General features: G+C 71.3%; 27 protein-coding genes. 9 read left to right on the plus strand and 18 right to left on the minus strand.

What is annotated here, in order from left to right; all coding sequences use genetic code 11:
* Positions 1–207 precede the first annotated feature (207 nt).
* Positions 208–2,043, plus strand: coding sequence for an endonuclease/exonuclease/phosphatase family protein (locus tag AC067A_RS15325; RefSeq protein WP_478619746.1), 1,836 nt, complete (start codon positions 208–210; stop codon positions 2,041–2,043).
* A gap of 21 nt (positions 2,044–2,064) precedes the next feature.
* Here the strand turns inward: AC067A_RS15325 and AC067A_RS15330 are convergent, their stop codons facing one another.
* A complete protein-coding gene (locus AC067A_RS15330; protein WP_478619749.1) occupies positions 2,065–2,778 on the minus strand; it encodes an antibiotic biosynthesis monooxygenase in 714 nt (237 codons plus the stop codon).
* A gap of 103 nt (positions 2,779–2,881) precedes the next feature.
* On the opposite strand from AC067A_RS15330, the gene AC067A_RS15335 reads away from it, so the two are divergent.
* Entirely contained in the window at positions 2,882–3,325 is a 444-nt protein-coding gene (locus AC067A_RS15335; protein WP_478619752.1) for an N-acetyltransferase family protein, read from the plus strand.
* A 130-nt stretch (positions 3,326–3,455) separates the two neighbouring features.
* The gene (gene dapA, locus AC067A_RS15340; RefSeq protein ID WP_478619754.1) at positions 3,456–4,340 is read left to right on the plus strand and encodes a 4-hydroxy-tetrahydrodipicolinate synthase; all 885 of its coding nucleotides are present in this window, start codon (positions 3,456–3,458) and stop codon (positions 4,338–4,340) included.
* Here the strand turns inward: dapA and AC067A_RS15345 are convergent.
* From AC067A_RS15345 to AC067A_RS15360, 4 genes are all read right to left on the minus strand, one after another.
* The gene (locus AC067A_RS15345) at positions 4,319–4,537 is read right to left on the minus strand and encodes a hypothetical protein (protein WP_478619757.1); all 219 of its coding nucleotides are present in this window, start codon (positions 4,535–4,537) and stop codon (positions 4,319–4,321) included. The two genes, dapA and AC067A_RS15345, sit on opposite strands and share 22 nt — an antisense overlap.
* Before the next feature lie 179 nt (positions 4,538–4,716).
* A complete protein-coding gene (gene dapD, locus AC067A_RS15350; protein ID WP_478619759.1) occupies positions 4,717–5,700 on the minus strand; it encodes a 2,3,4,5-tetrahydropyridine-2,6-dicarboxylate N-succinyltransferase in 984 nt (327 codons plus the stop codon).
* A 109-nt stretch (positions 5,701–5,809) separates the two neighbouring features.
* Positions 5,810–6,361: a TetR/AcrR family transcriptional regulator gene (locus AC067A_RS15355; RefSeq protein ID WP_478619762.1), complete on the minus strand. Its 552-nt coding sequence runs from the start codon at positions 6,359–6,361 to the stop codon at positions 5,810–5,812.
* A complete protein-coding gene (locus tag AC067A_RS15360; protein ID WP_478619765.1) occupies positions 6,361–6,681 on the minus strand; it encodes a DMT family transporter in 321 nt (106 codons plus the stop codon). Before AC067A_RS15360 ends, AC067A_RS15355 begins: the two co-directional genes overlap by 1 nt.
* A gap of 63 nt (positions 6,682–6,744) precedes the next feature.
* On the opposite strand from AC067A_RS15360, the gene AC067A_RS15365 reads away from it, so the two are divergent.
* Complete coding sequence (locus AC067A_RS15365; protein ID WP_478619768.1) at positions 6,745–7,809, plus strand: DUF7847 domain-containing protein; 1,065 nt, start codon at positions 6,745–6,747, stop codon at positions 7,807–7,809.
* Positions 7,810–7,878: 69 nt separating this feature from the next.
* Here the strand turns inward: AC067A_RS15365 and AC067A_RS15370 are convergent, their stop codons facing one another.
* The 9 genes from AC067A_RS15370 to AC067A_RS15410 form a co-directional block, all read right to left on the minus strand.
* Positions 7,879–8,217, minus strand: coding sequence for a metal-sulfur cluster assembly factor (locus AC067A_RS15370; RefSeq protein ID WP_017238620.1), 339 nt, complete (start codon positions 8,215–8,217; stop codon positions 7,879–7,881).
* Complete coding sequence (gene sufU / locus AC067A_RS15375) at positions 8,214–8,675, minus strand: Fe-S cluster assembly sulfur transfer protein SufU (protein ID WP_017238621.1); 462 nt, start codon at positions 8,673–8,675, stop codon at positions 8,214–8,216. The genes AC067A_RS15370 and sufU overlap by 4 nt, the downstream gene beginning before the upstream one ends.
* A 10-nt stretch (positions 8,676–8,685) precedes the next feature.
* Positions 8,686–9,939, minus strand: coding sequence for a cysteine desulfurase (locus AC067A_RS15380; RefSeq protein WP_478620424.1), 1,254 nt, complete (start codon positions 9,937–9,939; stop codon positions 8,686–8,688).
* Between the two features lie 11 nt (positions 9,940–9,950).
* Complete coding sequence (sufC, locus tag AC067A_RS15385) at positions 9,951–10,715, minus strand: Fe-S cluster assembly ATPase SufC (protein WP_033208829.1); 765 nt, start codon at positions 10,713–10,715, stop codon at positions 9,951–9,953.
* A gap of 7 nt (positions 10,716–10,722) precedes the next feature.
* A complete protein-coding gene (locus AC067A_RS15390; RefSeq protein WP_017238624.1) occupies positions 10,723–11,040 on the minus strand; it encodes a bifunctional 3-phenylpropionate/cinnamic acid dioxygenase ferredoxin subunit in 318 nt (105 codons plus the stop codon).
* Complete coding sequence (gene sufD / locus AC067A_RS15395; protein WP_478619775.1) at positions 11,040–12,221, minus strand: Fe-S cluster assembly protein SufD; 1,182 nt, start codon at positions 12,219–12,221, stop codon at positions 11,040–11,042. The genes AC067A_RS15390 and sufD overlap by 1 nt, the downstream gene beginning before the upstream one ends.
* A gap of 63 nt (positions 12,222–12,284) precedes the next feature.
* The gene (gene sufB / locus AC067A_RS15400) at positions 12,285–13,700 is read right to left on the minus strand and encodes a Fe-S cluster assembly protein SufB (protein WP_367828300.1); all 1,416 of its coding nucleotides are present in this window, start codon (positions 13,698–13,700) and stop codon (positions 12,285–12,287) included.
* A complete protein-coding gene (locus AC067A_RS15405) occupies positions 13,697–14,422 on the minus strand; it encodes a helix-turn-helix transcriptional regulator (RefSeq protein WP_478619779.1) in 726 nt (241 codons plus the stop codon). Before AC067A_RS15405 ends, sufB begins: the two co-directional genes overlap by 4 nt.
* Before the next feature lie 103 nt (positions 14,423–14,525).
* On the minus strand, positions 14,526–15,335 hold the full coding sequence (locus tag AC067A_RS15410; RefSeq protein ID WP_478619782.1) for a DUF72 domain-containing protein: 810 nt from the start codon (positions 15,333–15,335) through the stop codon (positions 14,526–14,528).
* A 106-nt stretch (positions 15,336–15,441) separates the two neighbouring features.
* Here AC067A_RS15410 and AC067A_RS15415 point away from each other — a divergent pair, with 106 nt between their 5' ends.
* The 3 genes from AC067A_RS15415 (at position 15,442) to AC067A_RS15425 (ending at position 18,186) form a co-directional block, all read left to right on the plus strand.
* The gene (locus AC067A_RS15415; RefSeq protein ID WP_478619784.1) at positions 15,442–16,392 is read left to right on the plus strand and encodes an ABC transporter ATP-binding protein; all 951 of its coding nucleotides are present in this window, start codon (positions 15,442–15,444) and stop codon (positions 16,390–16,392) included.
* Positions 16,389–17,153, plus strand: coding sequence for an ABC transporter permease (locus AC067A_RS15420; protein ID WP_478619787.1), 765 nt, complete (start codon positions 16,389–16,391; stop codon positions 17,151–17,153). Before AC067A_RS15415 ends, AC067A_RS15420 begins: the two co-directional genes overlap by 4 nt.
* 64 nt (positions 17,154–17,217) lie before the next feature.
* Entirely contained in the window at positions 17,218–18,186 is a 969-nt protein-coding gene (locus AC067A_RS15425) for a COX15/CtaA family protein (RefSeq protein WP_478620427.1), read from the plus strand.
* Between the two features lie 59 nt (positions 18,187–18,245).
* Here the strand turns inward: AC067A_RS15425 and AC067A_RS15430 are convergent, their stop codons facing one another.
* The 4 genes from AC067A_RS15430 to AC067A_RS15445 all read right to left on the minus strand — a co-directional run bounded on the left by AC067A_RS15430 (position 18,246) and on the right by AC067A_RS15445 (position 21,763).
* Complete coding sequence (locus AC067A_RS15430) at positions 18,246–19,166, minus strand: immunity 49 family protein (RefSeq protein ID WP_478619790.1); 921 nt, start codon at positions 19,164–19,166, stop codon at positions 18,246–18,248.
* 42 nt (positions 19,167–19,208) lie between these two features.
* Positions 19,209–20,321: an amidohydrolase family protein gene (locus AC067A_RS15435; protein WP_478619792.1), complete on the minus strand. Its 1,113-nt coding sequence runs from the start codon at positions 20,319–20,321 to the stop codon at positions 19,209–19,211.
* A 70-nt stretch (positions 20,322–20,391) separates the two neighbouring features.
* On the minus strand, positions 20,392–20,712 hold the full coding sequence (locus AC067A_RS15440; protein ID WP_478619794.1) for a hypothetical protein: 321 nt from the start codon (positions 20,710–20,712) through the stop codon (positions 20,392–20,394).
* 103 nt (positions 20,713–20,815) lie between these two features.
* Positions 20,816–21,763, minus strand: a complete 948-nt coding sequence (locus tag AC067A_RS15445; RefSeq protein ID WP_017238635.1) for a heme o synthase — start codon at positions 21,761–21,763, stop codon at positions 20,816–20,818.
* Between the two features lie 313 nt (positions 21,764–22,076).
* Between AC067A_RS15445 and tkt the strand changes: the two genes are divergently transcribed.
* Positions 22,077–24,179, plus strand: coding sequence for a transketolase (gene tkt / locus AC067A_RS15450; protein ID WP_478619798.1), 2,103 nt, complete (start codon positions 22,077–22,079; stop codon positions 24,177–24,179).
* A gap of 37 nt (positions 24,180–24,216) precedes the next feature.
* Positions 24,217–25,335, plus strand: coding sequence for a transaldolase (gene tal / locus AC067A_RS15455; RefSeq protein WP_478619801.1), 1,119 nt, complete (start codon positions 24,217–24,219; stop codon positions 25,333–25,335).
* The last annotated feature ends 2 nt before the right edge of the window (positions 25,336–25,337 follow it).

Raw genomic sequence — 25,337 nt, forward strand, 5'->3', positions numbered from 1 at the left:
GGGTGTCTCCTCGACGCGTGCGTGGGTGTGGGCGAAAGGGCTCAAAGAGCGGTCCTCAGCGTAGACGCATCCGGGGGTCCGTCCGCCGGTTCACGGATCCGTCAGCCTTCGTACACCCGTCGACTCTTGACAAGTCCACCGCTCTCGAAAGACATTGACGCGCGTAGATCCATCTGCCGATCGTCCAAACACCCTCGGAGTCCTCTGATGTCTTCCTCCATACCGAGATCCGCCGCGGTCTCCGCCGTCGTCGCCGCCGCCCTCGCCGCCGGTCTGCTCGCGAGCTCGTCGAGCGCCGCCGCCGAGGACTCCGCCGCCGTCCGCATCCACGACATCCAGGGCACGACCCGCGTCTCCCCCCTCGTCGGCAAGCAGGTCACGGGCGTCACGGGCATCGTCACCGCCGTCCGCACCTACGGCTCGCGCGGCTTCTGGATCCAGGACCCCGAGGCCGACGCGGACCCGGCCACCAGCGAGGGCGTCTTCGTCTTCACCAGCTCCGTCCCGACCGTGGCCGTCGGCGACGCGGTCAGCCTGAACGGCACGGTCACGGAGTACGTCCCCGGGGGCCTGAACTCCGGCAACCAGTCGCTGACCCAGATCTCCAAGCCGGTCGTCACGGTCCTCTCGAAGGGGAACGCCGTCCCGGCCCCCGTCACGATCTCGGGCTGGTCGGTCCCGGACGGGTACACCCCCGAGGGCGACCCGGCCGCGGGCGGCTCGATCAACGGTCTGACCCTGGACCCCGAGGCGTACGCCCTGGACTACTACGAGTCCCTGGAGGGCACGAACGTCCGGATCGCCTCCTCGCGGGTGGTCGGCGCCACCGACGCGTACGCGGAGCTCTGGGTGACGGTGAAGCCCTGGGAGAACGACAACGAGCGCGGCGGCACGGTCTACGGCTCGTACGAGTCCCAGAACACCGGCCGGCTCCAGATCCAGTCGCTGGTCCCGCTCGCCCAGCAGCCCTTCCCCAAGGCGAACGTCGGCGACCGGCTGACCGGCACGACCGAGGGCCCGCTCGACTTCAACCAGTTCGGCGGCTACACGCTGACGGCCCGCACCCTGGGCACGGTCGTCGACGAGGGCCTGGAGCGCGAGACCACGGACAGGCAGCACAAGAACGAGCTGGCCGTGGCGACGTACAACGTCGAGAACCTCGACCCGACCGACCCGCAGGAGAAGTTCGACGCGCTCGCGAAGGCGGTCGTCGAGAACCTCGCCTCGCCCGACATCGTCGCCCTGGAGGAGATCCAGGACGACAACGGCGCCAAGAACGACGGCACGGTCACCGCCGGCCTGACGGTGAAGAAGTTCACCGACGCGATCGTGGCCGCCGGCGGCCCGGCGTACGAGTGGCGCTCGATCGACCCGCAGGACGGCAAGGACGGCGGCGAGCCCGGCGGCAACATCCGTCAGGTCTTCCTCTTCAACCCGGAGCGGGTCTCCTTCACGGACCGCGCGGGCGGCGACGCGACCACCGCCACCGCCGTGACGGGCACGAAGGGCCGTGCCGCGCTGACCCTCTCCCCCGGCCGCATCGACCCGGCGAACACCGCCTGGGACGCCAGCCGCAAGCCGCTCGCGGGCGAGTTCGTCTTCCGCGGCCGCACGGTCTTCGTGATCGCCAACCACTTCGGCTCGAAGGGCGGCGACGAGTCCATCGTCTCGCACCACCAGCCGCCGAACCGTTCCTCCGAGGCGAAGCGACTCCTCCAGGCGCAGGCCGTCAACGCCTTCGTGAAGGACGTCATCGCGATCGACAAGCAGGCCGACGTCCTCGTCGTCGGTGACATCAACGACTTCGAGTTCTCCGGGACGACGCAGGCGCTGACCGACGGCGGCGCGCTGTACCCCGCCGTGAGGTCGCTGCCCCGCAGCGAGCGCTACTCGTACGTCTACCAGGGCAACAGCCAGGTCCTCGACCAGATTCTGACCAGCCCGGGCGTGCACCACTTCGAGTACGACAGCGTGCACATCAACGCGGAGTTCGCCGACCAGGACAGCGACCACGACCCGCAGGTCCTGCGCTTCCGCCCGTAGTCGCCACCGCGAAGCCCCCGGTCACACGCCCGCGCCGAGACTCAGCGCGGGCGTGTACCGCCGCATCCGGCTGCCGGTGAGCCCGGGGTGGCGGAGCACCCGCTCCCAGGCCTCGCCGGGCGGGGAGTCCGGAGCCGGCCACGCCTCGTGGGCCTGCTCGCTCTCCCACTCGGCGAAGTTCAGGACCCGGTGGCCGTCGACGGACACGTGGAAGTGGGCCCCGATCCCGCCGGTCGCCGGTCGCTCGCGGGCGTCGTCGGCCAGGGCGGCCAGCACGGCCTCCACCCAGGCCTCCGGCCGCCCGGCGTCCGGCCCGCCGAAGTCGGCCTCGACGACCGCGACGGCGCCGGGGAGCGCTCCGGCGCTCTCCTCGCCGAGGACGACGGACCGGGACGGCGGGGCGTACCGGCGGAGTTCGACGCGTTCGATGCCGGGGACGGCGGCGTCGATCTCGGCGTTCCGGTCGTCGCGGTAGGTGCGGACGAAGTCGTCGTACGCGTCCTGGGCCGTCCACTGCGAGTAGTGCAGCAGCGTGTCCCCGTCCGTCCCGAGGTAGACGCTGTACGAGAGCAGGCCCAGGTCGGGCCACTCCCTGCTCTCCCAGGCCTTGCGGATGGCCTCGACGGCGGCCCGCTGCCGCTCGGGGGTGCCGACCCGCCAGGTGCTGACCAGGACGGCTCCGAGGCCGGGGCGGTGGAGGTCGGGGCGGGCGTCGGGGTGTGCGACGGCGTTCATGGGCGGGTCTCCTTCGACAGTGATCGGCTCCGTTCGATGCCTCCACGCTCCTCCCTCAACCGTGGTCGAGGTCAAGGCGTTTCGCCGTGCGAGACTTCCCGCCGTGATCCTTCGCCCCGCCACCCGCGCCGAACTTCCCGCCGTCCTCGCCCTGCTCGCCGACGAGGAGAAGGTCGTGGAACCCGGCTCGGTCGTCGTCACGCCCGCGTACGAACGGGCCTTCGCGGACATCGAGGGCGACCCGCGCAACGAGATGCTGGTCCTCGTGGACGGCGGCCTCGTCGTGGGCTGCCTCCAGGCCACGTACATCCCCGGCCTCGGCAAGGGCGGCGCCGAGCGGGCCCTGATCGAGGCGGTCCGGGTCAGGGCCGACCGGCGCGGCGGCGGTCTCGGCCGGGAGCTGATGGAGCGGGCCGCGGCGCGCGCGAAGGGGCGCGGCTGCGCGCTGGTCCAGTTGACCAGTGACAAGCAGCGGACGGACGCCCACCGTTTCTACGCCTCGCTGGGCTTCGCACGCAGCCACGACGGCTTCAAGCTGACGCTCTGACGGGAGGGATCCAGGAGGTGGCGGCCGCCGTCCGCCCGGCCGGTCCCCCACCACTCTTCAGCATCTCTTATTCCTCGAAGCAAGAAGATCTAAGTGGACCTATACGGTCCGTTGTGTCCAGACTTTCGGGATGACGCCTGCACGCCCTTTCGGCCGCGCCCTCTGCGCGATGATCACCCCGTTCACCCCCTCCGGCGCGCTCGACCTCGACGGGGCGGGCGAGCTGGCCGCCCGGCTCGTCGCGGAGGGCTGCGACGGTCTGGTCCTCAGCGGCACCACCGGCGAGTCGCCGACCACCACGGACGCCGAGAAGGCCGCGCTCGTGCGTGCCGTCCGTGCGGCGGTCGGCCCCGGTCCGTCGCTGGTGGCGGGCGTCGGCACCGCCGACACCCGGCACACCGCCGAGCTGGCCCGGCAGGCCGGGCGGGCCGGGGCCGACGGACTGCTCGTCGTCACCCCGTACTACAGCCGCCCGCCCCAGGCGGCGGTCGAGGCGCACTTCCTGAAGGTCGCGGACGCGACGGACCTGCCGGTGATGGTCTACGACATCCCCGGCCGCACCGGCACCCGCGTCGAGCCCGCGACGATGCTGCGGCTCGCGGCGCACCCGCGGATCGTCGCGGTGAAGGACTGCGCGTACGACCTGCTCGGCTCGGCCCGGGTCATCGCGGAGAGCGGGCTCGCGTACTACTCCGGCAGCGAGGAGCTCAACCTGCCGCTGTACGCGGTCGGCGGCGCGGGCTACGTCAGCACGGTGGCGAACGTGGCACCCCGTCAGCTGCGCGCGGTCCTGGACGCCTTCGACGCCGGCGACACCGCGGGGGCGGCCCGGCTCAACGCCCGGCTCCTGCCGCTGACCGAACTGATGATGGCCTCGGGGCTGCCGGGCACGGTCACCGCCAAGGCGCTGCTCGGCGGTCCGGTCCGGGACCCGCTGCAGCCCGCCGGCCGGGAGGCGGTCGACGGGCTGCGGGCGGCGTACGAGGCGCTGGTTCAGGCGGAGTCGGTGGTGTAGGTCCTGCCGAGGATCGCGGCGTGCTCCAGGACGTCCTCCAGCGGGTCGTCGATCTGCCCGGTGTGGAGCGAGAGACTGGGGCCGTTCGTCACGGTGGGCCCGTTGTGCGTGTGCGTCTCGTCCGCCGTGGCCGCACCGGCCGGCAGCAGGACCGCCGCCAGCGTGAGCACCCCGACGACCGTGGGCTTCGTCCTCATGTCGACTCCTCGCCTTGTCCATGTACGGGAACCTTGCGTTCCCCTCCGTTAACGCGGGGTCGTCGCAACGGTTGCCGTGCGGCGGGGTTCCACGGCTCGACGGCACCCGGAAGGCGGCCGACCGCCCGCCCCGCCGTGTGGGGCGGGGCGGGCGGCCGGTCGTCACCTCTGTCGGGGGCTCAGTTGTGGCTGTGCAGGACGTCGTTCAGGCCGCCCCAGACCGCGTTGTTCGGGCGGGCCTCGACGGCGCCGGTGACCGAGTTGCGGCGGAAGAGGATGTGGGAGGCGCCGGAGAGCTCGCGGGCCTTCACGATCTGGCCGTCGGGCAGGGTGACCCGGGTGCCGGCGGTGACGTACAGACCGGCCTCGACGACGCACTCGTCGCCCAGCGCGATGCCGACGCCCGCCTCGGCTCCGATCAGGCAGCGCTCGCCGATCGAGATGACGACGTTGCCGCCGCCCGAGAGGGTGCCCATGGTGGAGGCGCCGCCGCCGATGTCGGAGCCGTCGCCGACGACGACACCGGCGGAGATCCGGCCCTCGACCATGGAGGTGCCGAGGGTGCCGGCGTTGAAGTTGACGAAGCCCTCGTGCATGACCGTGGTGCCGGCGGCGAGGTGGGCGCCGAGGCGGACGCGGTCGGCGTCGGCGACGCGGACGCCGGCGGGCACGACGTAGTCGGTCATGCGCGGGAACTTGTCGATCGAGGTCACCTGGAGGTGCAGGCCCTCGGCGCGGGCGTTGAGGCGCACCTTCTCGATGTCGTCGACGGCGACCGGGCCGAGCGAGGTCCAGGCGACGTTGGCGAGCAGGCCGAAGACGCCGTCCAGGCTCTGGCCGTGCGGCTTGACCAGCCGGTGGCTGAGCAGGTGCAGACGCAGGTAGGCGTCGTGGGCGTCGAGCGGCTTGTCGTCGAGCGAGGCGATCACGGTACGGACGGCGACCACCTCGACGCCGCGGCGGGCGTCCACGCCGAGGGCCTTGGCGGCGCCCTCGCCGAGGGCGTTCACGGCCTCGTCGGGGGTGAGCCGCTCGGTGCCGGCGGGGCCGGGAGCGTCGGTCAGCCCGGGTGCGGGGAACCAGGTGTCGAGAACGGTGCCGTCGCCGGAGATGGTGGCGAGGCCGGCGGCGACGGCGCCGGTGGTGCGAGGAGCAGTGGTCATGACGGAAAACCTAACCGGCGGCCCCCCGCACGGGCCAACCGGTCTCAGGTGTCGGTCCCGTGCGTAGGCGGTTCCGACGAGCCCCCGGCGTGCGGTTTCGGCGCTTCCTTCAGGTCCCGGCGTCCAGGATCCGGGCCAGCATGAGACGTCCGTACTCCTCGTCGTAGGCGGTGTCGGTGAGCAGCGCCTGGAGGCAGATGCCGTCCATGAGGGCGACGACGGCGCGGGCGGTCACCGGGTCGGTGCGGGGGGTCAGGGCCGCGGTGACGCTCTCGGTCCACTCGGCGGCGACCGGACGCAGCGCGGGCCGCCGGAGGGCGGCGAGGTAGAGGTCGTACTCCAGTTCCACGCGCGCGCGTTCACCGCCGAGCCACCGCCCGAGGAGCCGGGCGAGGGCGGCGGCGAGGTCGCCGTCCGGGGCGGCGATGCCGGGGCTCTCCCTCAGCAGCCGCCCGAAGCTCTCGTTGGCCTTGCGCAGCGCGGCGACGAGGAGTTCGTCGAGGGAGGCGAAGTGGTAGGTGGTGGAGCCGAGCGGCACGTCGGCCTCGGCGGCCACGGTGCGGTGGCTCAGTCCGGCGATGCCGGAGCGCCCGGCCACCCGGAGGGCGGCGTCCACGATCCGTTCGCGCCGCTCGGGGTCGTACCGCCGCGCGCGGGCCATCAGTGGGCACCGCCGAGATTGAGGACGGCGACTCCGGCGACGATGAGGACGATCCCGGCGATCTTGGCGGTGTTGAGGCTCTCGCCGAGGAAGAGGAAGCCGATGGCGGCGACGGCGGCGGTGCCGACGCCCGACCAGATGGCGTACGCGGTGCCGATCTGGAGCGTCTTGAGGGCCCGGGCCAGGAGCGTGAAGGCGATCAGATAGCCCGCGGCGGTGACGAGCGAGGGCCACAGCCTGCTGAAGCCGTCGCTGTACTTCATCGAGGTGGTGGCGAGTATCTCCGCGGCGATGGCTCCCGCCAGCAGTCCGTATCCCATGCGTACGAGCGTACACACCGTTGCGTACGAGCGTACGCAACGAGCACCGATACGGTGTCCCGCATGACGTATCCCCCTGGTCCGCCCTACGGCTACGGCTGTCCGCCGCCGCCCCCGCCGCCGAAACCCGGCGTGATACCCCTGGCGCCGCTCGGCTTCGGCACGATCCTGAGCGGCGCCTTCACGACCTTCGGCCGCTACTGGAAGCAGCTGCTCGGGGTGACCGGCACCGTCTACGGCGGCGCGCTGGTGGTCGTCGGCGCGGCGATCGCCATCGGCTACGCCGCCGTCGGCGACATCCTCCCGGCCGTCTTCGACCTGCCCACGGGCCAGGAGCCGCGGTGGGACGACGTCCGTCCGCTGCTCATCGCCTTCGGCTGCGTCTGGCTCGCCGCGATGCTCGCCATCGTCTGCGCCAACGCCGTGGTGGCGGCGGCCTGCCCGGCCGTGATCCAGGAGGCGGTCCTCGGCCGGCCCACCACCTTCGGCACGATCTGGCGCCGCTCCTGGGCCCGCATGCCCGCCGTCCTCGGCACGGTGCTCCTGACCAGCGTGCTCCTGGTCATCCCGATGGCCCTCGCCGTCGTGGCCTTCGTCGGGACGGTCGTGGCGCTGCTGCTGGCCGCGGACGAGGCCACGGGCACCCCGGTGGGCGGCCTGCTGCTCGTCCCCCTGGTCGCGATCGGCGTGGCCCTGCTCATCTTCCCGCTCGCGCTGTGGATCTGGGTGAAGTTCAGCCTGGCCCCGGCGGCGGCGGTGATGGAGGGGCAGGGCACAATCGCCTCGATGCGCCGCTCCTCGCACCTGGTCCGCGGCTCCTGGTGGCGGATCTTCGGCTGCCTGCTCGCCATCGGCGCGATGGCCACGGTGGCGAGCTGGCTGATCCAGCAGATGCTCTCCCTGCTGGTCACGGCCCCGCTCGCGGCCGTCGACTTCTCCGCCGACGACCCCACCGCGGCCATCGCGTCCTTCGCCGTCTTCTTCGTCTTCCTCTCCATCGGCCAGTTCGTCAGCCAGGGGGTCGTCTCGCTCTTCCCGCTGCTCGTCGCCGGTCTGCTCTACGTCGACCAGCGCATCCGCAAGGAGAACCTGGCCCCGGAACTCGCCCGCGCCGCCGGTCTCTTCTGACCGCGGTCCCCGGACACGCGAGAACGGCCGCGCCCCGGAGGGCGCGGCCGTTCTCGCGTGCACCTGCGATCAGACGTTGAAGCCGAGCGCGCGCAGCTGCTCGCGGCCGTCGTCCGTGATCTTGTCCGGGCCCCACGGGGGCATCCAGACCCAGTTGATCTTCAGCTCGTTGACGATGCCGTCCGTCGCGGACTTGGCCTGGTCCTCGATCACATCGGTCAGCGGGCAGGCCGCCGACGTCAGGGTCATGTCCAGCGTCGCGACGTTCGAGTCGTCGATGTGGATGCCGTAGATCAGGCCCAGGTTGACGACGTCGATGCCCAGTTCGGGGTCGACGACGTCGTACAGCGCCTCGCGGACTTCTTCCTCGGAGGCCGGCTTCATCGTGGCCTCGGCGTTCTCGGTCATGCCGACTTCCTCTCCGCGTCGCCCAGCGCCTGGGCGGTCGCGTCCTTCCACGCCATCCAACTGAGCAGCGCGCACTTCACACGGGCCGGGTACTTCGAGACCCCGGCGAACGCGACCGCGTCCTCCAGGATCTCCTCCATCGCGTCGTCCGGCTCGATCTGGCCCTTGGACTGCATCAGCTCCAGGAACGTGCCCTGGATCTTCTGCGCCTCGGCCAGCTCCTTGCCGACAAGCAGCTCGTTGAGGACGGACGCCGAGGCCTGGCTGATCGAGCAGCCCTGGCCCTCGTACGACACGTCCTCGATGCGCGAGCCGTCGTACTTCACGCGGAGCGTGATCTCGTCGCCGCACGTCGGGTTGACGTGGTGCACCTCGGCGTCGCCGTCCCGAAGACCGCGCCCGTGCGGGTGCTTGTAGTGGTCCAGGATGACGTCCTGGTACATCGAATCGAGCTTCACGAGCCGTCCCCTAGCCGAAGAAGTTCCGTACGTGCTCCAGACCCTCGACCAGGGCGTCGACCTCGGCCGGAGTGGAGTACAGATAGAACGACGCCCGCGTGGTCGCAGGAATTCCGTACCGCAGGCAGACCGGACGCGCGCAGTGGTGGCCGACCCGGACCGCGATGCCCTGCTCGTCGAGGACCTGGCCCACGTCGTGCGGGTGGATGTCGCCCAGCGTGAAGGAGATCGCCGCGCCGCGGTCCTCGGCCGTGGTGGGGCCGATGATCCGCAGGTCCGGGACCTCCTGGAGGCGCCGGACGGCGTACTCGGTGATCGCGTGCTCGTGGCGCGCGATGTTCTCCATGCCGATCGCCGACAGGTAGTCCACGGCCGCGCCGAGGCCGACGGCCTGGGCGATCGGGGGCGTACCCGCCTCGAACTTGTGCGGCGCGGGCGCGTACGTCGAGGAGTGCATCGAGACGGTCTCGATCATCTCGCCGCCGCCGAGGAAGGGCGGGAGGTCCTCCAGGAGCTCCTGCCGTCCCCACAGCACGCCGATGCCGGTCGGACCGCACATCTTGTGGCCGGTGAAGGCCACGAAGTCGGCCTGGAGCGCCTGCACGTCCAGGACCATGTGCGGGGCCGCCTGGGAGGCGTCGATGCAGACGAGCGCACCGACCTCCTGGGCGCGGCGGATGATGGTCTCCACCGGGTTGATCGTGCCCAGCAGGTTCGAGACCAGCGTGAACGAGACGATCTTGGTCTTCTCGGTGATGACCTCTTCGATGTTCGAGAGGTCGAGACGGCCGTCGTCGGTGAGGCCGAACCACTTCAGCTTCGCGCCCGTGCGCTGCGAGAGCAGCTGCCACGGCACGATGTTGGAGTGGTGCTCCATCTCCGTGATGGCGATCTCGGTCTCGTGGTCCACGCGGTAGGGCTCGTCGGCCCAGCCCAGCATGTTGGCCACGAGGTTGAGCGACTCCGAGGCGTTCTTGGTGAAGATCACCTCGTCGCGGCTCGGCGCGTTGATGAAGGCCGCGACCTTGTCACGGGCGCCTTCGTACAGCGCCGTCGCCTCCTCGGCGACCGTGTAGACGCCGCGGTGGACGTTGGCGTTGTGACGCTCGTAGTACGTGTTGAGCGCGTCGAGGACCTGCCGCGGCTTCTGCGAGGTCGCCGCGGAGTCGAGGTACACGATCTTCTTGCCGTCGTGGACCACGCGATCCAGGAGCGGGAAGTCCTTGCGGATCGCCTCGGTGTCGAGGAGGCCGGAGAGCCCCATATGGGCAGAAGTCACGCGGACGCGCCACCCTTCACGTACTTGTCGTAGCCCTCGTTCTCCAGCTGGTCGGCGAGCTCGGCGCCGCCGGACTCGGCGATGCGGCCGTTCGCGAAGACGTGCACGAAGTCGGGCTTGATGTAGCGCAGGATGCGCGTGTAGTGGGTGATCAGCAGGGTGCCGACCTCCCCGGTCTCGCGGACGCGGTTGACACCCTCGGAGACGATGCGGAGCGCGTCGACGTCCAGGCCGGAGTCGGTCTCGTCGAGGATCGCGATCCTCGGCTTGAGGAGCTCCAGCTGGAGGATCTCGTGGCGCTTCTTCTCACCGCCGGAGAAGCCCTCGTTGACGTTGCGCTCGGCGAAGGCCGGGTCCATCTGGAGCTGCTCCATGGCGGACTTGACCTCCTTCACCCAGGTGCGCAGCTTGGGGGCCTCGCCGCGGACGGCGGTGGCGGAGGTGCGCAGGAAGTTGGAGACCGAGACGCCGGGGACCTCGACCGGGTACTGCATGGCGAGGAAGACGCCGGCACGGGCGCGCTCGTCGACCGACATCTCCAGGACGTCCTCACCGTCGAGCGTGACGGTGCCGCCGGTGACCGTGTACTTCGGGTGGCCGGCGAGGGAGTACGCCAGGGTCGACTTGCCGGAGCCGTTGGGGCCCATGACGGCGTGGGTCTCGCCCTGCTTGATGGTCAGGTCGACGCCCTTGAGGATCTCGCGGGGGCCGTTCTCCGCCTCGACGGAGACGTGCAGGTCGTGGATTTCAAGCGTAGCCATGGGTGACTCAGGACTCCTGGGTGACGGAGACGAGCACATCGTCCCCTTCGATCTGTACGGGGTATACGGGGACGGGGCGCGTCGCGGGAAGGCCCGAGGGCTTGCCCGTGCGCAGGTCGAAGCTGGAGCCGTGCAGCCAGCACTCGATGGCGCAGTCCTCGACCTCGCCCTCCGAGAGGGAGACGTTCGCGTGCGAGCAGATGTCGTTGATCGCGAACACCTCGCCCTCGGTGTGCACGAGGGAAATCGGCGTGCCGTCGACCTCGACCCGCTTCGGGGTGTCGGCCTCGAGCTCGCTCAGCGCGCAGACTCGTACGAAGGCCATCAGACGGAGGCCTCCAGCTCGGCCTCGATCTTGGCGATCAGGCGCTCCTGGACGTCCGGCAGACCGATCTGCTGGACCAGCTCGGCGAAGAAGCCGCGGACGACGAGGCGGCGGGCCTCGGCCTCCGGGATGCCGCGGGCCATCAGGTAGAAGAGCTGCTCGTCGTCGAAGCGGCCGGTGGCCGAGGCGTGACCGGCGCCGGCGATCTCGCCGGTCTCGATCTCCAGGTTCGGCACGGAGTCGACCCGGGCGCCGTCCGTGAGGACCAGGTTCCGGTTGAGCTCGTACGTGTCGGTGCCCTCGGCGGCGGCCTGGATGAGCACGTCGCCGATCCAGACGGCGTGCGCGTCCTGGCCCTGCAGCGCGCCCTTGTAGGCCACGTTGGACTTGCAGTGCGGGGTGTTGTGGTCGACCAGGAGGCGGTGCTCTTGGTGCTGCCCGGCGTCGGTGAAGTACAGGCCGAAGAGCTCGGCCTCGCCACCCGGAGCCGCGTAGGAGACGCGCGGGTGGATGCGGACGACGTCGCCGCCGAAGGTGACGACGACCGACTTGAAGGAGGCGTCGCGGCCGACCAGCGCGTTGTGCTGGGCGACGTGGACGGCGTTCTCGTCCCAGTCCTGGACGGAGACGACGGTCAGCTTGGCACCGTCGCCGAGGACGTAGTCCACGTTGGCGGCGAGCACGGCGTCACCGGTGTGGTCGATGACCACGACGGCCTCGGCGAAGGCGCCGAGCTCGATCACCTGGTGGCCGAAGGCGACCCCTCCGACGCCGTGCACCGAGATGCGGATCGGCTCGGTGAGGACGGCCTCCTTGGCGACGGTGACGACCGAGGCCTTCTCGAAGGACGTGTACGCCTGGGCGGCGACGCGGTCGACGGGCGTGCCGGCCCTGCCGAGCCGCTGGTCGTCGCGGCCGACGGTCTCCACGGTGACGCCCTCGGGGGCCTCGATCTCGACCTTGACGCCCTCGTCGGAGACGACGGCGGTGCCGTCGTGGAGGCCGCGCAGACGCGCCAGCGGCGTGAAGCGCCACTCCTCCTCGCGGCCGTGCGGGACGGGGAAGTCCGCGACGTCGAAGGACGGGGGCGCGCTCATGCGCGTGGCGACGGTGGACTCTGCGGCCACCGCGATCGAGCCCGCGGTGGTGGAACCCGCCGGGATGTTCTGAGCCTCAGCCATGGCTGTCGTGTTGCTCTCTTCCTGCGTAAAAGAAATCAGTCGCTGCGGGGGTGGGGCGGGCTCTCAGCCGACCGCGCCTTCCATCTGCAGCTCGATCAGCCGGTTGAGTTCCAGGGCGTACTCCATCGGCAGCTCCTTGGCGATGGGCTCGACGAAGCCTCGGACGATCATCGCCATCGCCTCGAACTCGGTGAGGCCGCGGCTCATGAGGTAGAAGAGCTGGTCCTCGGAGACCTTGGAGACGGTGGCCTCGTGGCCCATGGAGACGTCGTCCTCGCGCACGTCCACGTAGGGGTACGTGTCGGAGCGGGAGATGGTGTCGACGAGCAGCGCGTCGCAGAGCACGTTCGACTTGGCGCCCGGGGCACCCTCGCCGATCTCGATGAGACCGCGGTAGGAGGTGCGGCCGCCGCCTCGCGCCACCGACTTGGAGACGATGTTGGAGGAGGTGTTCGGGGCCATGTGGACCATCTTGGCGCCGGCGTCCTGGTGCTGGCCCTCGCCCGCGAAGGCGATGGACAGGGTCTCGCCCTTGGCGTGCTCGCCCATGAGGTAGACGGCCGGGTACTTCATGGTGACCTTGGAGCCGATGTTGCCGTCGACCCACTCCATGGTGGCGCCCTCGTAGGCGACGGCGCGCTTGGTCACCAGGTTGTAGACGTTGTTCGACCAGTTCTGGATGGTCGTGTAGCGGCAGCGGCCGCCCTTCTTGACGATGATCTCGACGACCGCGGAGTGCAGCGAGTCCGAGGAGTAGATCGGGGCGGTGCAGCCCTCGACGTAGTGGACGTAGGCGTCCTCGTCGACGATGATCAGCGTCCGCTCGAACTGGCCCATGTTCTCCGTGTTGATGCGGAAGTAGGCCTGGAGCGGGATCTCGACGTGCACGCCCTTCGGCACGTAGATGAAGGAGCCGCCGGACCACACGGCCGTGTTCAGCGAGGCGAACTTGTTGTCGCCGACCGGGATGACGGTGCCGAAGTACTCGCGGAAGAGCTCCTCGTGCTCCTTCAGCGCGGTGTCGGTGTCGACGAAGATGACGCCCTGCTCCTCCAGGTCCTCGCGGATCTGGTGGTAGACGACCTCGGACTCGTACTGGGCGGCGACACCGGCGACGAGGCGCTGCTTCTCCGCCTCCGGGATGCCGAGCTTGTCGTACGTGTTCTTGATGTCCTCCGGCAGGTCCTCCCAGGACTCGGCCTGCTTCTCGGTGGACCGCACGAAGTACTTGATGTTGTCGAAGTCGATGCCGGAGAGGTCGGAGCCCCAGGTCGGCATGGGCTTCTTGCCGAAGAGCCGCAGACCCTTGAGACGGAGCTTCAGCATCCACTCGGGCTCGTTCTTCTTCGAGGAGATGTCGCGGACGACGTCCTCGTTGAGGCCGCGCTTGGCGGTGGCACCGGCCGCGTCGGAGTCGGCCCAGCCGTACTCGTACCGACCCAGGCCCTCAAGCTCGGGGTGGCTGATCTCGGTGGTCATGCGGGGTTCCTCCCGGCCGTGCTGACAGATGCTGATGACGTGGTCTGTGGTGTGCTGTGCGGGATGAACGTGGTGCAGACGCCGTCACCATGGGCGATGGTGGCCAGACGCTGGACGTGCGTTCCCAGGAGGCGGGAGAAGAATTCCGTCTCCGCCTCACACAGCTGGGGGTACTGCTCGGCGACGTGGGCGACCGGGCAGTGGTGCTGGCAGAGCTGCTCGCCGACCGGCGCGTTCCGCGCAGTGGCAGCGTACCCGTCCGCCGTCAGGGCCTTGGCCAGCGCCTCGGTCCGCCGGGCGGGCTCGGCCGACTCGACGGCCTCGCGGTACGCGCCCGCCTGGGCCTCGATCCGGTCGCGGGCGAAGGCGGCGACGGCCGCCTCTCCCCCGGCGTTGCGCTCGATCCAGCGGAGCGCCTCGACCGCGAGGGAGTCGTACGACTGGTCGAAGGCGTCCCGGCCGCCGTCGGTCAGTGCGAAGACCTTCGCGGGGCGGCCGCGCGCGCGGGTGCCGTAGACGCGCTTCTCGCGCGCTTCGACGACGTGCTCCGCGACGAGCGAGTCGAGGTGGCGGCGGACGGCGGCCTGCGTGAGGCGGAGCCGTCCGGCCAGGTCGGCGACGGTCGACGGCCCGTGGTCCAGGATCGACCGCGCGACCCGGTTGCGCGTCGAACGCTCTCGGGTCGCGAGTTCCTCCACCGGAGCCGCGCCAACGTTTTTCACAACACCATTGTTGCGTAATTAATCGGCGAGTGACAAGCGCCGCCGGATCCGGCGGCGGTGCCGTACATCACTCAGGTAAGGCTTACCTGACCTGGGAAAACGATCATTCGTGGGATGAATCGCGGCCGCCCCGACCAGCGGTTTCCCAGCCGTCCGCCGGCTCGGCCGGCACGGCCACCGTCCGGCCCGCCTCGCTCATCAGACGGCGGAAAAAGGCCGCGTCACGGACCGCCTCGACGCCCGGATCGTTGTTGAAGTAGACGTACGCGTCGGCCCCCTCCGGCCAGCTCCCGGCGATCCGCCCGGCCCACCCCTCCAGCGCCTGGCGGCCGTACGCGGGCCAGGGCCGGGCCCGGCCCTCGTGCAGCCGCAGATACCCCCAGTCCGCCGTCCGCCAAAGGGGCGTCACCGGCCTCGACCGCCGGTCCGCCCAGCAGAGCGCGGCGCCCCTCTCCACCAGCACCGCCTCGGTCCGGTCCGTCCACCACGAGGCGTGCCGGGGCTCGACGGCGACCCGCACCCCCGCCGGGAAACAGGCGAGGACCGCGTCGAGCAGACCGGGGTCGGCCCGCAGCGACGGCGGGAACTGGAGCAGGACCGGCCCGAGCCGGTCCCCGAGCGCCTCCGCCCGCCCCAGCAGCTGCGCCACCAGCGCCTCCGGCTCCCGCAGCCGCTCGACGTGCGTCAGCCGGCGGTTCGCCTTGACCGCCATGACGAAGCCCTCGGGCGTCCGCTTCCGCCAGGTGGCGAAGGTGTCCCGCTCGGGCAGCCCGTAGAAGGCGCTGTTGTTCTCCACGGTGGCGAACCGGCGCGTGTACTCCTCCAGCCAGAGCCGCTGCGGCACGCCCTCGGGATAGAACGTCCCCCGCCAGTCCTTGTACTGCCACCCCGAAGTTCCCACGAAGACCGTCATACGGAGCTCCTGCCCCCTCCGCGGCCGCCCATCCGGCACCGCCCGGCACCGCCCCGGGCCGGGGGCGCGGCCCGGGGCGTACCGGCGGGTCCTTAGACTTCCCGGCATGCACGGGAAGCCCGCACCGAGTGAATCGGCCGACACCGCCGTCCGCGTCCGCGGCCTGGTCAAGCGGTACGGCGCCAAGACGGCCGTCGACGGCCTGGACCTCGACGTGCGGGCGGGCACCGTCACCGCCGTCCTCGGCCCCAACGGGGCCGGCAAGACCACCACCATCGAGACCTGCGAGGGATACCGCAGGCCCGACGGCGGCACCGTCCGCGTCCTCGGCCTCGACCCGGTCGCCGACGCCGCCGCCCTGCGCCCCCGGATCGGCGTGATGCTCCAGTCCGGCGGCGTCTACTCCGGCGCCCGCGCCGACGAGATGCTCCGCCACATGGCCAAGCTGCACGCCCACCCCCTGGACGTCGACGCGCTGATCGAGCGGCTCGGCCTCGGATCCTGCGGCCGCACGACCTACCGGCGCCTCTCCGGTGGCCAGCAGCAGCGCCTCGCACTCGCCATGGCCGTCGTCGGCCGCCCCGAGCTGGTCTTCCTCGACGAGCCGACGGCCGGGCTCGACCCGCAGGCCCGGCGCGCCACCTGGGACCTCGTGCGCGAGCTCCGCGCCGACGGGGTCAGCGTGGTCCTCACCACCCACTTCATGCAGGAGGCGGAGGACCTCGCCGACGACGTCGCCATCGTCGACGCCGGCCGGGTCGTCGCCCAGGGCAGCCCCGAGCAGCTGTGCCGCGGCGGCGCCGAGAACACCCTGCGCTTCACCGGCCGCCCCGGGCTCGACCTCGGCTCGCTCCTCAAGGCCCTGCCGGACGGCACCGCCGCGGCGGAGCCCCTCCCCGGCACCTACCGGATCACCGGCGACGTCGACCCCCAGCTGCTCGTCACCGTCACCAGCTGGTGCGCCCAGCACGGCGTCCTGCCCGGCGGCATCTCCGTCGAGCGCCACACCCTCGAGGACGTCTTCCTCGAACTGACCGGCAAGGAGCTGCGGTCGTGAGCACCGGTACCTACTCCCCCAAGCCGGGGGCCGCCCCCGTCGGACGGATGATCGCCGCGCAGACCGCCCTGGAGACCAGGATGCTGCTGCGCAACGGCGAGCAGCTGCTGCTGACCGTGATCATCCCCTCGCTGCTCCTGGTGCTCTTCTCGACGGTCGACATCGTCGACACCGGCTCCGACAAGGCCGTCGACTTCCTCGCCCCCGGGATCCTCGCGCTCGCCGTGCTGTCGACCGCGTTCACCGGCCAGGCGATCGCCACCGGCTTCGAGCGGCGGTACGGGGTGCTCAAGCGGCTCGGCGCCTCGCCGCTCCCCCGCTGGGCGCTGATGACCGCCAAGACGCTCGCCGTCCTGGTCACCGAGGTGCTCCAGGTCGTGCTCCTCACCGCGATCGCCCTCGCGCTGGGCTGGTCGCCTCGGGGGAACCCCCTGTCGGTCCTGCTGCTCCTGGTCCTGGGCACGGCCGCCTTCTCGGGCCTCGGCCTGCTGATGGCGGGCACGCTCAAGGCGGAGGCCACGCTGGCCGCCGCCAACCTGGTCTTCCTGCTGCTCCTGGTGGGCGGCGGGGTCATCGTGCCGCTGGACCGGTTCGGCGCCGCGGGCGACGTGCTCGCGCTGCTCCCGATCTCCGCGCTCTCCGACGGCCTGCGCGACGTCCTCCAGAACGGGGCCGCGATGCCGTGGGGCGACGCGCTGATCCTGGCCATCTGGGCGGCCCTGGGGCTCGGCGCGGCGGCGAGGTTCTTCCGCTGGGAGTAACCGTAAGGTTCCGTTCCGCCATATACGCCCCCCTCGTGAAAGCGCGCACAAGCGCCGCCCTACGATAGGGCCCGTGCTGACCCCCCTCGCCTACATCGCCCAGCGCTGGACGCCGTCCCCCCGGACCCTCCGGCGCGCCGCGCTCTCCGCCGTCGTGATGAGCGTCTTCATCATCGTCACGGGCGGCGCGGTCCGGCTGACCGGTTCCGGTCTCGGCTGCGACACCTGGCCGAAGTGCACCGACGACAGCCTCATCGTGACGCCCGAGCAGGGTTACCGCGGCGTCATCGAGTTCGGCAACCGGATGCTGACGTACGTGCTGTCGGCGGCCGTCGGCTGGGCGATCGTCGCCGCCCGGTCCACCAAGCCGTGGCGCCGGAACCTGACCCGCTGGGCCTGGGCGCAGTTCTGGATCGTGATGAGCAACGCCGTGATCGGCGGCATCACCGTGTGGATGGGCCTCAACCCGTGGACGGTGGCCGGCCACTTCCTCGCCGCGAACTCGCTGCTCACGGTCGCGGTGATCACCTGGCACCGGGCCGGCGAGGGCGACACCGCGCCCCGGCCGCGGGTGCCGCGCCCGGTCCGCAAGCTGTCCTGGGCGATCACGATCACCTCGGGTCTGCTGATCGTGCTCGGTACGACGGTGACCGGCGCCGGCAAGCACGCCGGCGACAGCAGCGACGTGCCGCGCATGCCGTGGGACTGGACGAACGCCGCCCACGTCCACGCGATCGCCGCCTGGGTCGTCTGCGCCCTCGCGCTCGCCATGTGGCTGGTCCTGCGCGTGGTGGACGCCCCCGACGACACCCGGGCGCGCGCCCGCGACCTGCTGATCGTGCTGCTCGCCCAGGGCGGGATCGGCTACGTCCAGTACTTCACCGGCGTCCCCGAGCTGCTGGTCGCCGCCCACATGCTCGGTTCCTCCCTGATGTGGGTCGCGGTGGTGCGGCTGGCCCTGAGCCTGCGCGAGCGCCCGGTCCCCGCCCCGGAGATCCCCGCGCAGGCCGACTCCGCGCTCACGGCCGCCTGAGACCACGCCCGGGACCGCCCGGATCCCCGCCCCGCCGGGCGGGGGTCCGGGCGGTCCGGCTACGCGGACACCGGCGCGCGCAGCAGCGCCTCGGGCAGGTAGCCGGAGCGGACGGCGGGCTCCCAGCCGTGCGCCAGATGGGCGAGGGAGGCCAGGGCGACGGTCACCACGGGCAGCAGGCTCCTCGGCTCCGGATCGGCGCCGGCGTCCTCCCGGTGCGCGTCGAGCCGCGCCACGAGGGCCCGCTCGAAGGCCTCGCGGTCGTCGTCGAGCAGGACGCGCAGCAGCCGCTGGTCCGGGGTCAGCGCCCCGGCCTCGTCGAGGCGGGCCGCGGCCGCGGCGAGTTCCTCGGCACCGGGGCGGCGCAGCGGGAGCTCGCCGGGCACGGCGCCGGGCACCGGACCGCTCTCCACCGTCAGGTAGAGGCACAGGGCGTCCATCTCGGCGAGGTCCGCCGGCTCCGAGACGGAGTCGAAGCGCGAGTACGGGACCCCGGAGCGGATCGCGGGTGCGTAGTCCTCGTGGAGCAGCGGGCCGATCACCCGCCGGCGCTCCCGGACGAGGCCGCTGATCAGGCAGAGCGCGAACGCCTCCACCCAGGTCCGCGCGGTGGGCACCCGGTGTCCCCGGTCCCAGCCCTCGTCGAAGAGCTGGTCGTCGCTGCTCAGGGTCTCCCCGGCGAGGGGCAGCGGGACGTCCCAGTCACCGTCGGGGAAGCAGCCGATGCCGAGGATTCCCAGGGAGCACTCGGCGGCGGTGAGCAGCGCCGCGCGGGACGGCTCCGTGGCGAGCTCGGGGTCCTCCAGGGTGCGGGCCCCGACGTGGTCGAGGAGTTCGTCGCGGGTCTCCCCGAGGCCGGTCAGCGACATGCCGCTGCCGTACCGGAGGTCGTGCCAGCGGCCGAAGGTCCGGCTCCTGATGCCGTCGAGCGCCCGCTCGATCCTCGCCCCGTCGACCTCGTGCACGGTCGTCTCTCCCATGGCTGCCGCCTCCCCCGTGATCGTTTCCATCTGCTCCGCACGTTACCAACGCGGACTGACAGCGGGTCCGAGCCGGTAGAGGCGCCGGGCGTTGTCCCCCGCGAGCATGGCGGCGACGCGCTGGGCGTCCGTACGGGACCAGGCCCCGTCGGCGACCCGTTCGCCGAGCACCCGGGAGAGCGCCGAGCGGAAGGTGCTCGCGGCGACCACGTGGAGCTCGGGCAGCGCGTGGGCGCCGCTGGAGAAGAGCAGCTTGCCGAAGGGCGCGCGTTCCAGGACCTCGGCGAGCGCGGCGGCCGCCCGGGCGCCGGTGTGGGCGAGGACGGGGCCGAGATCCGCGTACACGTGCGCGTGGACGGCGGTCAGCCGCGCCGCCTCGCGGTGGTACGGGTGGGGGTGCAGCAGCACCAGGTCGGTGCCGAGTCCCGCGGTGGCGGCGGCGAAGCCGGCGACGGCGGACGGGTCCCGGTCGCCGGTGTGCAGCTGGAGGGGGCGCCCCGCGGTGACGGCGATCCAGAGCAGGTGGCGCAGCAGGACGGGGTTGGTGAGGCGGTCACCGGCGGTGCGACCGGCCAGCCAGCGGCCGGCGGCCCCGCGGACCTCGCCGGGTCCGGGGGGTTCCGGGGTGTGCGCGAGCCCCCGGCGCACGCCCGTGCCGGAGGTGAGGGCGACGGCCCCGGCGGCGGCGCCGTGGACGGCCTCGGAGAGGTTGGCGAGGAAGGCCTCGACGGTCCCCGAGGTGTCGGCGACCTGTTCGGCGAGCGGTTCGAGGCGGACGATCTCGTGGGCCTCGGCGGCGCCGGCGGCGGCGATCTCGGCGGGCCCCGTGAGGTCGCCGGGGAGCCCGGTGTCGACCAGGTAGGTGGAGATGCCGGAGGCGCGCAGGAGCCTGCGGCCCGCTTCGGCGACCCCGAGTTCACGGCGGCGGGCGAGGTAGCGGGCGGGCGGGCAGTGCGGTTCGAGGCCGAGCAGCGGCGGGCACCAGCGGCGTACGGCGAACCCGGTCTGGGTGTCGAAGAACGTGGTGCCGGCGGCGGGCAGCGCGGCGGTCCCGGCGAGCTGGGCGCCGAGCCGGGCCTCGAAGGTGCCGAGGCCGAGCTCGGTACGGAGCACCCCGTGGCAGTACTGGTCGACCAGGCTCGGGGTGTCGATCATCTCGGGGGGCTCCCTGTGTGGACGTGTCTCCACACGTCCTAACGGGTGAGCCCCGCGCGAGGTTGTCGGCTCAGCGGTCCGAGGGTCCGCCGATCTGGATGCCGGCCATCCGGGTCCACTCGTACGGGCCGGTGGCGACCTTGGCCGCGAACTCGCCGTCGAACTCCTCGTGGAGGGTCAGTCCGGCCTTCTCGGCCGCCTGCCGCGCGACCTCGTAGGTGGGCGCCACCAGGTCGCCCCAGCCGCCGTCGGTGCCGACGAGGACGATCCGGGTACCGGCCTGGCCGATGTGCGCGAGGTGTCCCTCGGAGCCGCCGTGCTCCTTGGAGAAGGCCTGGATCTCCTTGGCGAGCTTGGCCGCCTTGCGCTCTGCCTGCTTCGTTTCTGCCATGACAAGGATGCTACCCAGGGGTAAATCGAGTGGCGACGGCCGGGCCACGTGGCCTATCCCACGTGACCCGGCCGCCGGCCGGACACCTCAAACGAGCGGAGCGCTAGCGCAGGAACGGGTCCACCGCGACGGCCACGAAGAGCAGCGACACGTAGGTGATGGACCAGTGGAAGAGGCGCATCTCCTTGAGCTTGGCGCCGGTGGCGCCGTTCTTGGCGCGGTTGAGCAGGGCGTGCGCCTCCCACAGCCACCAGCCGCCGGTGAGCAGCGCGACGGCGGTGTAGAACCAGCCCGTGTAGCCCAGCGGGGTGAGCAGCAGCGAGACGGCGACCATGACCCAGCTGTAGAGCACGATCTGCTTGGCGACGACCTTGTTGGAGGCGAGCACCGGCAGCATGGGCACGCCCGCGCGTGCGTAGTCGTCCTTCACCTTCATCGACAGCGGCCAGTAGTGCGGCGGCGTCCAGAAGAAGATGACGAGGAAGAGGATGACGGCGGCCCACGACATGGAGTTGGTGACGGCCGACCAGCCGATGAGCACCGGCAGGCAGCCCGCGATGCCGCCCCAGACGATGTTCTGGGCGGTGCGCCGCTTCAGGATCATCGTGTAGACCACGACGTAGAAGAGGAGCGCGCCGAGCGAGAGCGCGGCGGAGAGCCAGTTGACGAGCAGGCCGAACCAGAGCGTGGAGACCACGGCGAGGGTGAGGCCGAAGACCAGGCCCTCGCGCGGGGTGAGCACGCCGGTGACCAGCGGTCGCTGGGAGGTGCGGTCCATCAGGGCGTCGATGTCGCGGTCGATGTACATGTTCAGCGCGTTCGCGCCGCCCGCCGACAGGTAGCCGCCGAAGCAGGTGGCGAGCACCAGCCACAGGTCGGGCACGCCCTGCTCGGCGAGGAACATCACCGGGACGGTGGTGATGAGCAGAAGCTCGATGATCCGCGGCTTGGTCAGCGCCACGAATGCCTTGACGCGGGCCCCGAACGGCCGATGGCCCCCCGGGCTGGGAGTCAAGACGACCCCTGCGGGTCGGGACTCGACGGCCGTCACGCACACCCCTGACAGAGAAATTCCCAGCAAGCCCCCCGGATGAAGGCGGGGTGAAGCTTGCGCGTACCACGCCACTGTAGACGTTGCCCAGACACCGATCTTCGTGGGGGTGGGGTCGTGTTGGAGGGGTACGTCCCAAGGGGTGGACGCCGCTCGGGAGGCGAAGTCCCACACCCGGCGGCAGTCTTGCTGTGTCCGCTCATTTGAGGGGCGCGCACACGAAAAGAGGGGCGTTCGGCGGGGGTAGGCTCGACAACGCCGGTACACCCTCAGTCACCGGCCCAAGACATGTGGAGAGGAGCCCTGACCCAGGGTGAGCACTAAGCCGACCACCACAGACCTCGAGTGGACCGAGTTGGACCAGCGGGCCGTCGACACCGCCCGCATCCTGGCCGCGGACGCCGTACAGAAGGTCGGCAACGGCCATCCCGGTACGGCGATGAGCCTGGCGCCCGCCGCGTACACCCTCTTCCAGAAGGTGATGCGGCACGACCCGGCCGACCCCGAGTGGGTCGGGCGCGACCGGTTCGTCCTCTCCGCGGGCCACTCGTCCCTGACCCTGTACACCCAGCTCTACCTGGGTGGCTTCGGTCTCGAACTGGACGACCTGAAGACCTTCCGCACCTGGGGCTCGAAGACCCCGGGCCACCCGGAGTACGGCCACACCGCCGGCGTCGAGACCACCACGGGCCCGCTGGGCCAGGGTGTCGCCAACGCCGTGGGCATGGCGATGGCCGCCCGTTACGAGCGCGGTCTGTTCGACCCGGAGGCCGCCACCGGCGCCTCCCCGTTCGACCACCGGATCTACGTGATCGCCGGTGACGGCTGCCTCCAGGAGGGCATCTCCGCGGAGGCGTCCTCGCTGGCCGGCCACCAGAAGCTCGGCAACCTGATCCTGCTGTGGGACGACAACCACATCTCGATCGAGGGCGACACCGAGACGGCCGTGTCCGAGGACACGATGAAGCGGTACGAGGCGTACGGCTGGCACGTCCAGCGCGTCGAGCCGCAGGCCAACGGCGACCTGGACCCGGCCGCGCTGTACGCGGCGATCAAGGCCGCCGAGGCCGAGACCGAGCGTCCGTCGTTCATCGCGATGCGCTCGATCATCGCCTGGCCCGCCCCGAACGCGCAGAACACCGAGGCCGCGCACGGCTCGGCGCTCGGCGACGAGGAGATCGCGGCCACCAAGCGCGTCCTCGGCTTCGACCCGGAACAGACCTTCGAGGTCTCCGACGAGGTCATCGCGCACACCCGTTCGCTCGGCGACCGCGGCCGTGAGGCCCGCGCCGCCTGGGACAAGTCGCTCGCCGAGTGGCGTACGGCCAACCCGGAGCGTGCCGCCGAGTTCGACCGCATCGAGGCGAACGAGCTGCCGGCCGGCTGGGCCGACAAGCTTCCGGTCTTCGAGCCGGGCAAGGGTGTCGCCACCCGTGCCGCCTCGGGCCAGGTCCTCAAGGCGCTCGGCGCGGTCATCCCGGAGCTGTGGGGCGGTTCGGCCGACCTCGCCGGCTCGAACAACACGACGATCGACAAGGACTCGTCGTTCCTGCCCGAGGGCAACCCGCTGCCGGAGGCCGACAAGTACGGCCGCACGATCCACTTCGGCATCCGCGAGCACTCCATGGCCGCGGAGATGAACGGCATCGCGCTGCACGGCAACACGCGCATCTACGGCGGCACCTTCCTGGTGTTCTCCGACTACATGCGCAACGCCGTGCGTCTGTCCGCGCTGATGCACCTGCCCGTGACGTACGTCTGGACCCACGACTCGATCGGTCTGGGCGAGGACGGCCCGACGCACCAGCCCGTGGAGCACCTGGCCTCGCTGCGCGCGATCCCCGGTCTGAACGTGGTCCGTCCGGCCGACGCCAACGAGACGGCGATCGCCTGGCGCGAGATCATGCAGCGCCACACCAAGGTCTTCGGCAAGGGCGCCCCGCACGGCCTCGCGCTCACCCGCCAGGGCGTGCCGACGTACGCGCCGAACGAGGACACCGTCAAGGGCGGCTACGTCCTGTTCGACGCCGAAGGGCCCTCCGGGCAGACCGCAGACGCGCAGGTCGTGCTGATCGGCACGGGCTCCGAGGTGCACCTGGCCGTCGAGGCCCGTGAGCAGCTCCAGGCCGCCGGCGTCCCGACCCGCGTGGTCTCGATGCCGTCCGTGGAGTGGTTCGAGGAGCAGGACCAGGCCTACAAGGACTCGGTCCTGCCGCCGTCGGTCAGGGCCCGGGTCGCCGTCGAGGCGGGCATCGGTCTCACCTGGCACAAGTACGTCGGCGACGCCGGCCGGATCGTCTCCCTGGAGCACTTCGGTGCCTCGGCGGACGCCAAGGTCCTCTTCCGCGAGTTCGGGTTCACCCCCGAGGCGATCGTCGCCGCCGCCCGGGAATCGATCGCCGCCGCCGCGCGCTGACGCCCATACGTACGACTTAATTGGAGATGCAACTCTCATGACAGACGCTCTCAAGCGCCTCTCCGACGAAGGCGTCGCGATCTGGCTGGACGACCTCTCGCGCCAGCGGATCACGTCCGGCAACCTGGCCGAGCTGATCGACCAGAGCCATGTGGTCGGGGTCACCACGAACCCGTCCATCTTCCAGAAGGCCATCTCGGAGGGGCACGGCTACGACCAGCAGCTCGCCGACCTCGCCGCGCGCAAGGTGACCGTCGACGAGGCCATCCGCATGATCACGACGGCGGACGTCCGCGACGCCGCCGACATCCTCCGGCCGGTCTTCGACGCGACGGAGGGCCAGGACGGCCGGGTCTCCATCGAGGTCGACCCCCGCCTCGCCCACGAGACGGCCGCGACCATCGCCGAGGCCAAGCAGCTCGCCTGGCTGGTGGACCGCCCCAACACCCTGATCAAGATCCCGGCCACCAAGGCGGGCCTGCCGGCGATCACCGAGGTCATCGGCCTCGGCATCAGCGTCAACGTCACGCTGATCTTCTCGCTGGAGCGCTACCGCGCGGTCATGGACGCCTACCTGGCGGGTCTGGAGAAGGCCCGCGAGCGCGGCCTGGACCTCTCCAAGATCCACTCGGTGGCCTCCTTCTTCGTCTCCCGCGTGGACTCGGAGATCGACAAGCGCCTGGACGGCGTCGGCACCGACGAGGCCAAGGCGCTCAAGGGCAAGGCCGCCCTGGCCAACGCCCGTCTCGCGTACGAGGCCTACGAGGAGATCTTCTCCTCGGAGCGCTGGGCCGCCCTCGACAAGGCGCAGGCCAACAAGCAGCGTCCGCTGTGGGCCTCGACCGGCGTCAAGGACCCGGCGTACAAGGACACGCTGTACGTCGTGGACCTGGTCGCGCCCGGCACGGTGAACACCATGCCGGAGGCCACCCTGGAGGCCACCGCCGACCACGGCGAGGTCACCGGTGACACCATCCGCGGCACCTACGAGCAGTCGCGCGCCGAGCTGGCCGCCGTCGAGAAGCTGGGCATCGGCTACGACGACGTCGTCCAGCTCCTCGAGGACGAGGGCGTCGAGAAGTTCGAGGCGTCCTGGAACGACCTGCTCAAGTCCACCGAGGCGGAGCTTCAGCGCCTCGCACCTTCGGAGGCGTAAGC

It is taken from the genome of Streptomyces sp. NPDC043176, assembly GCF_056436715.1.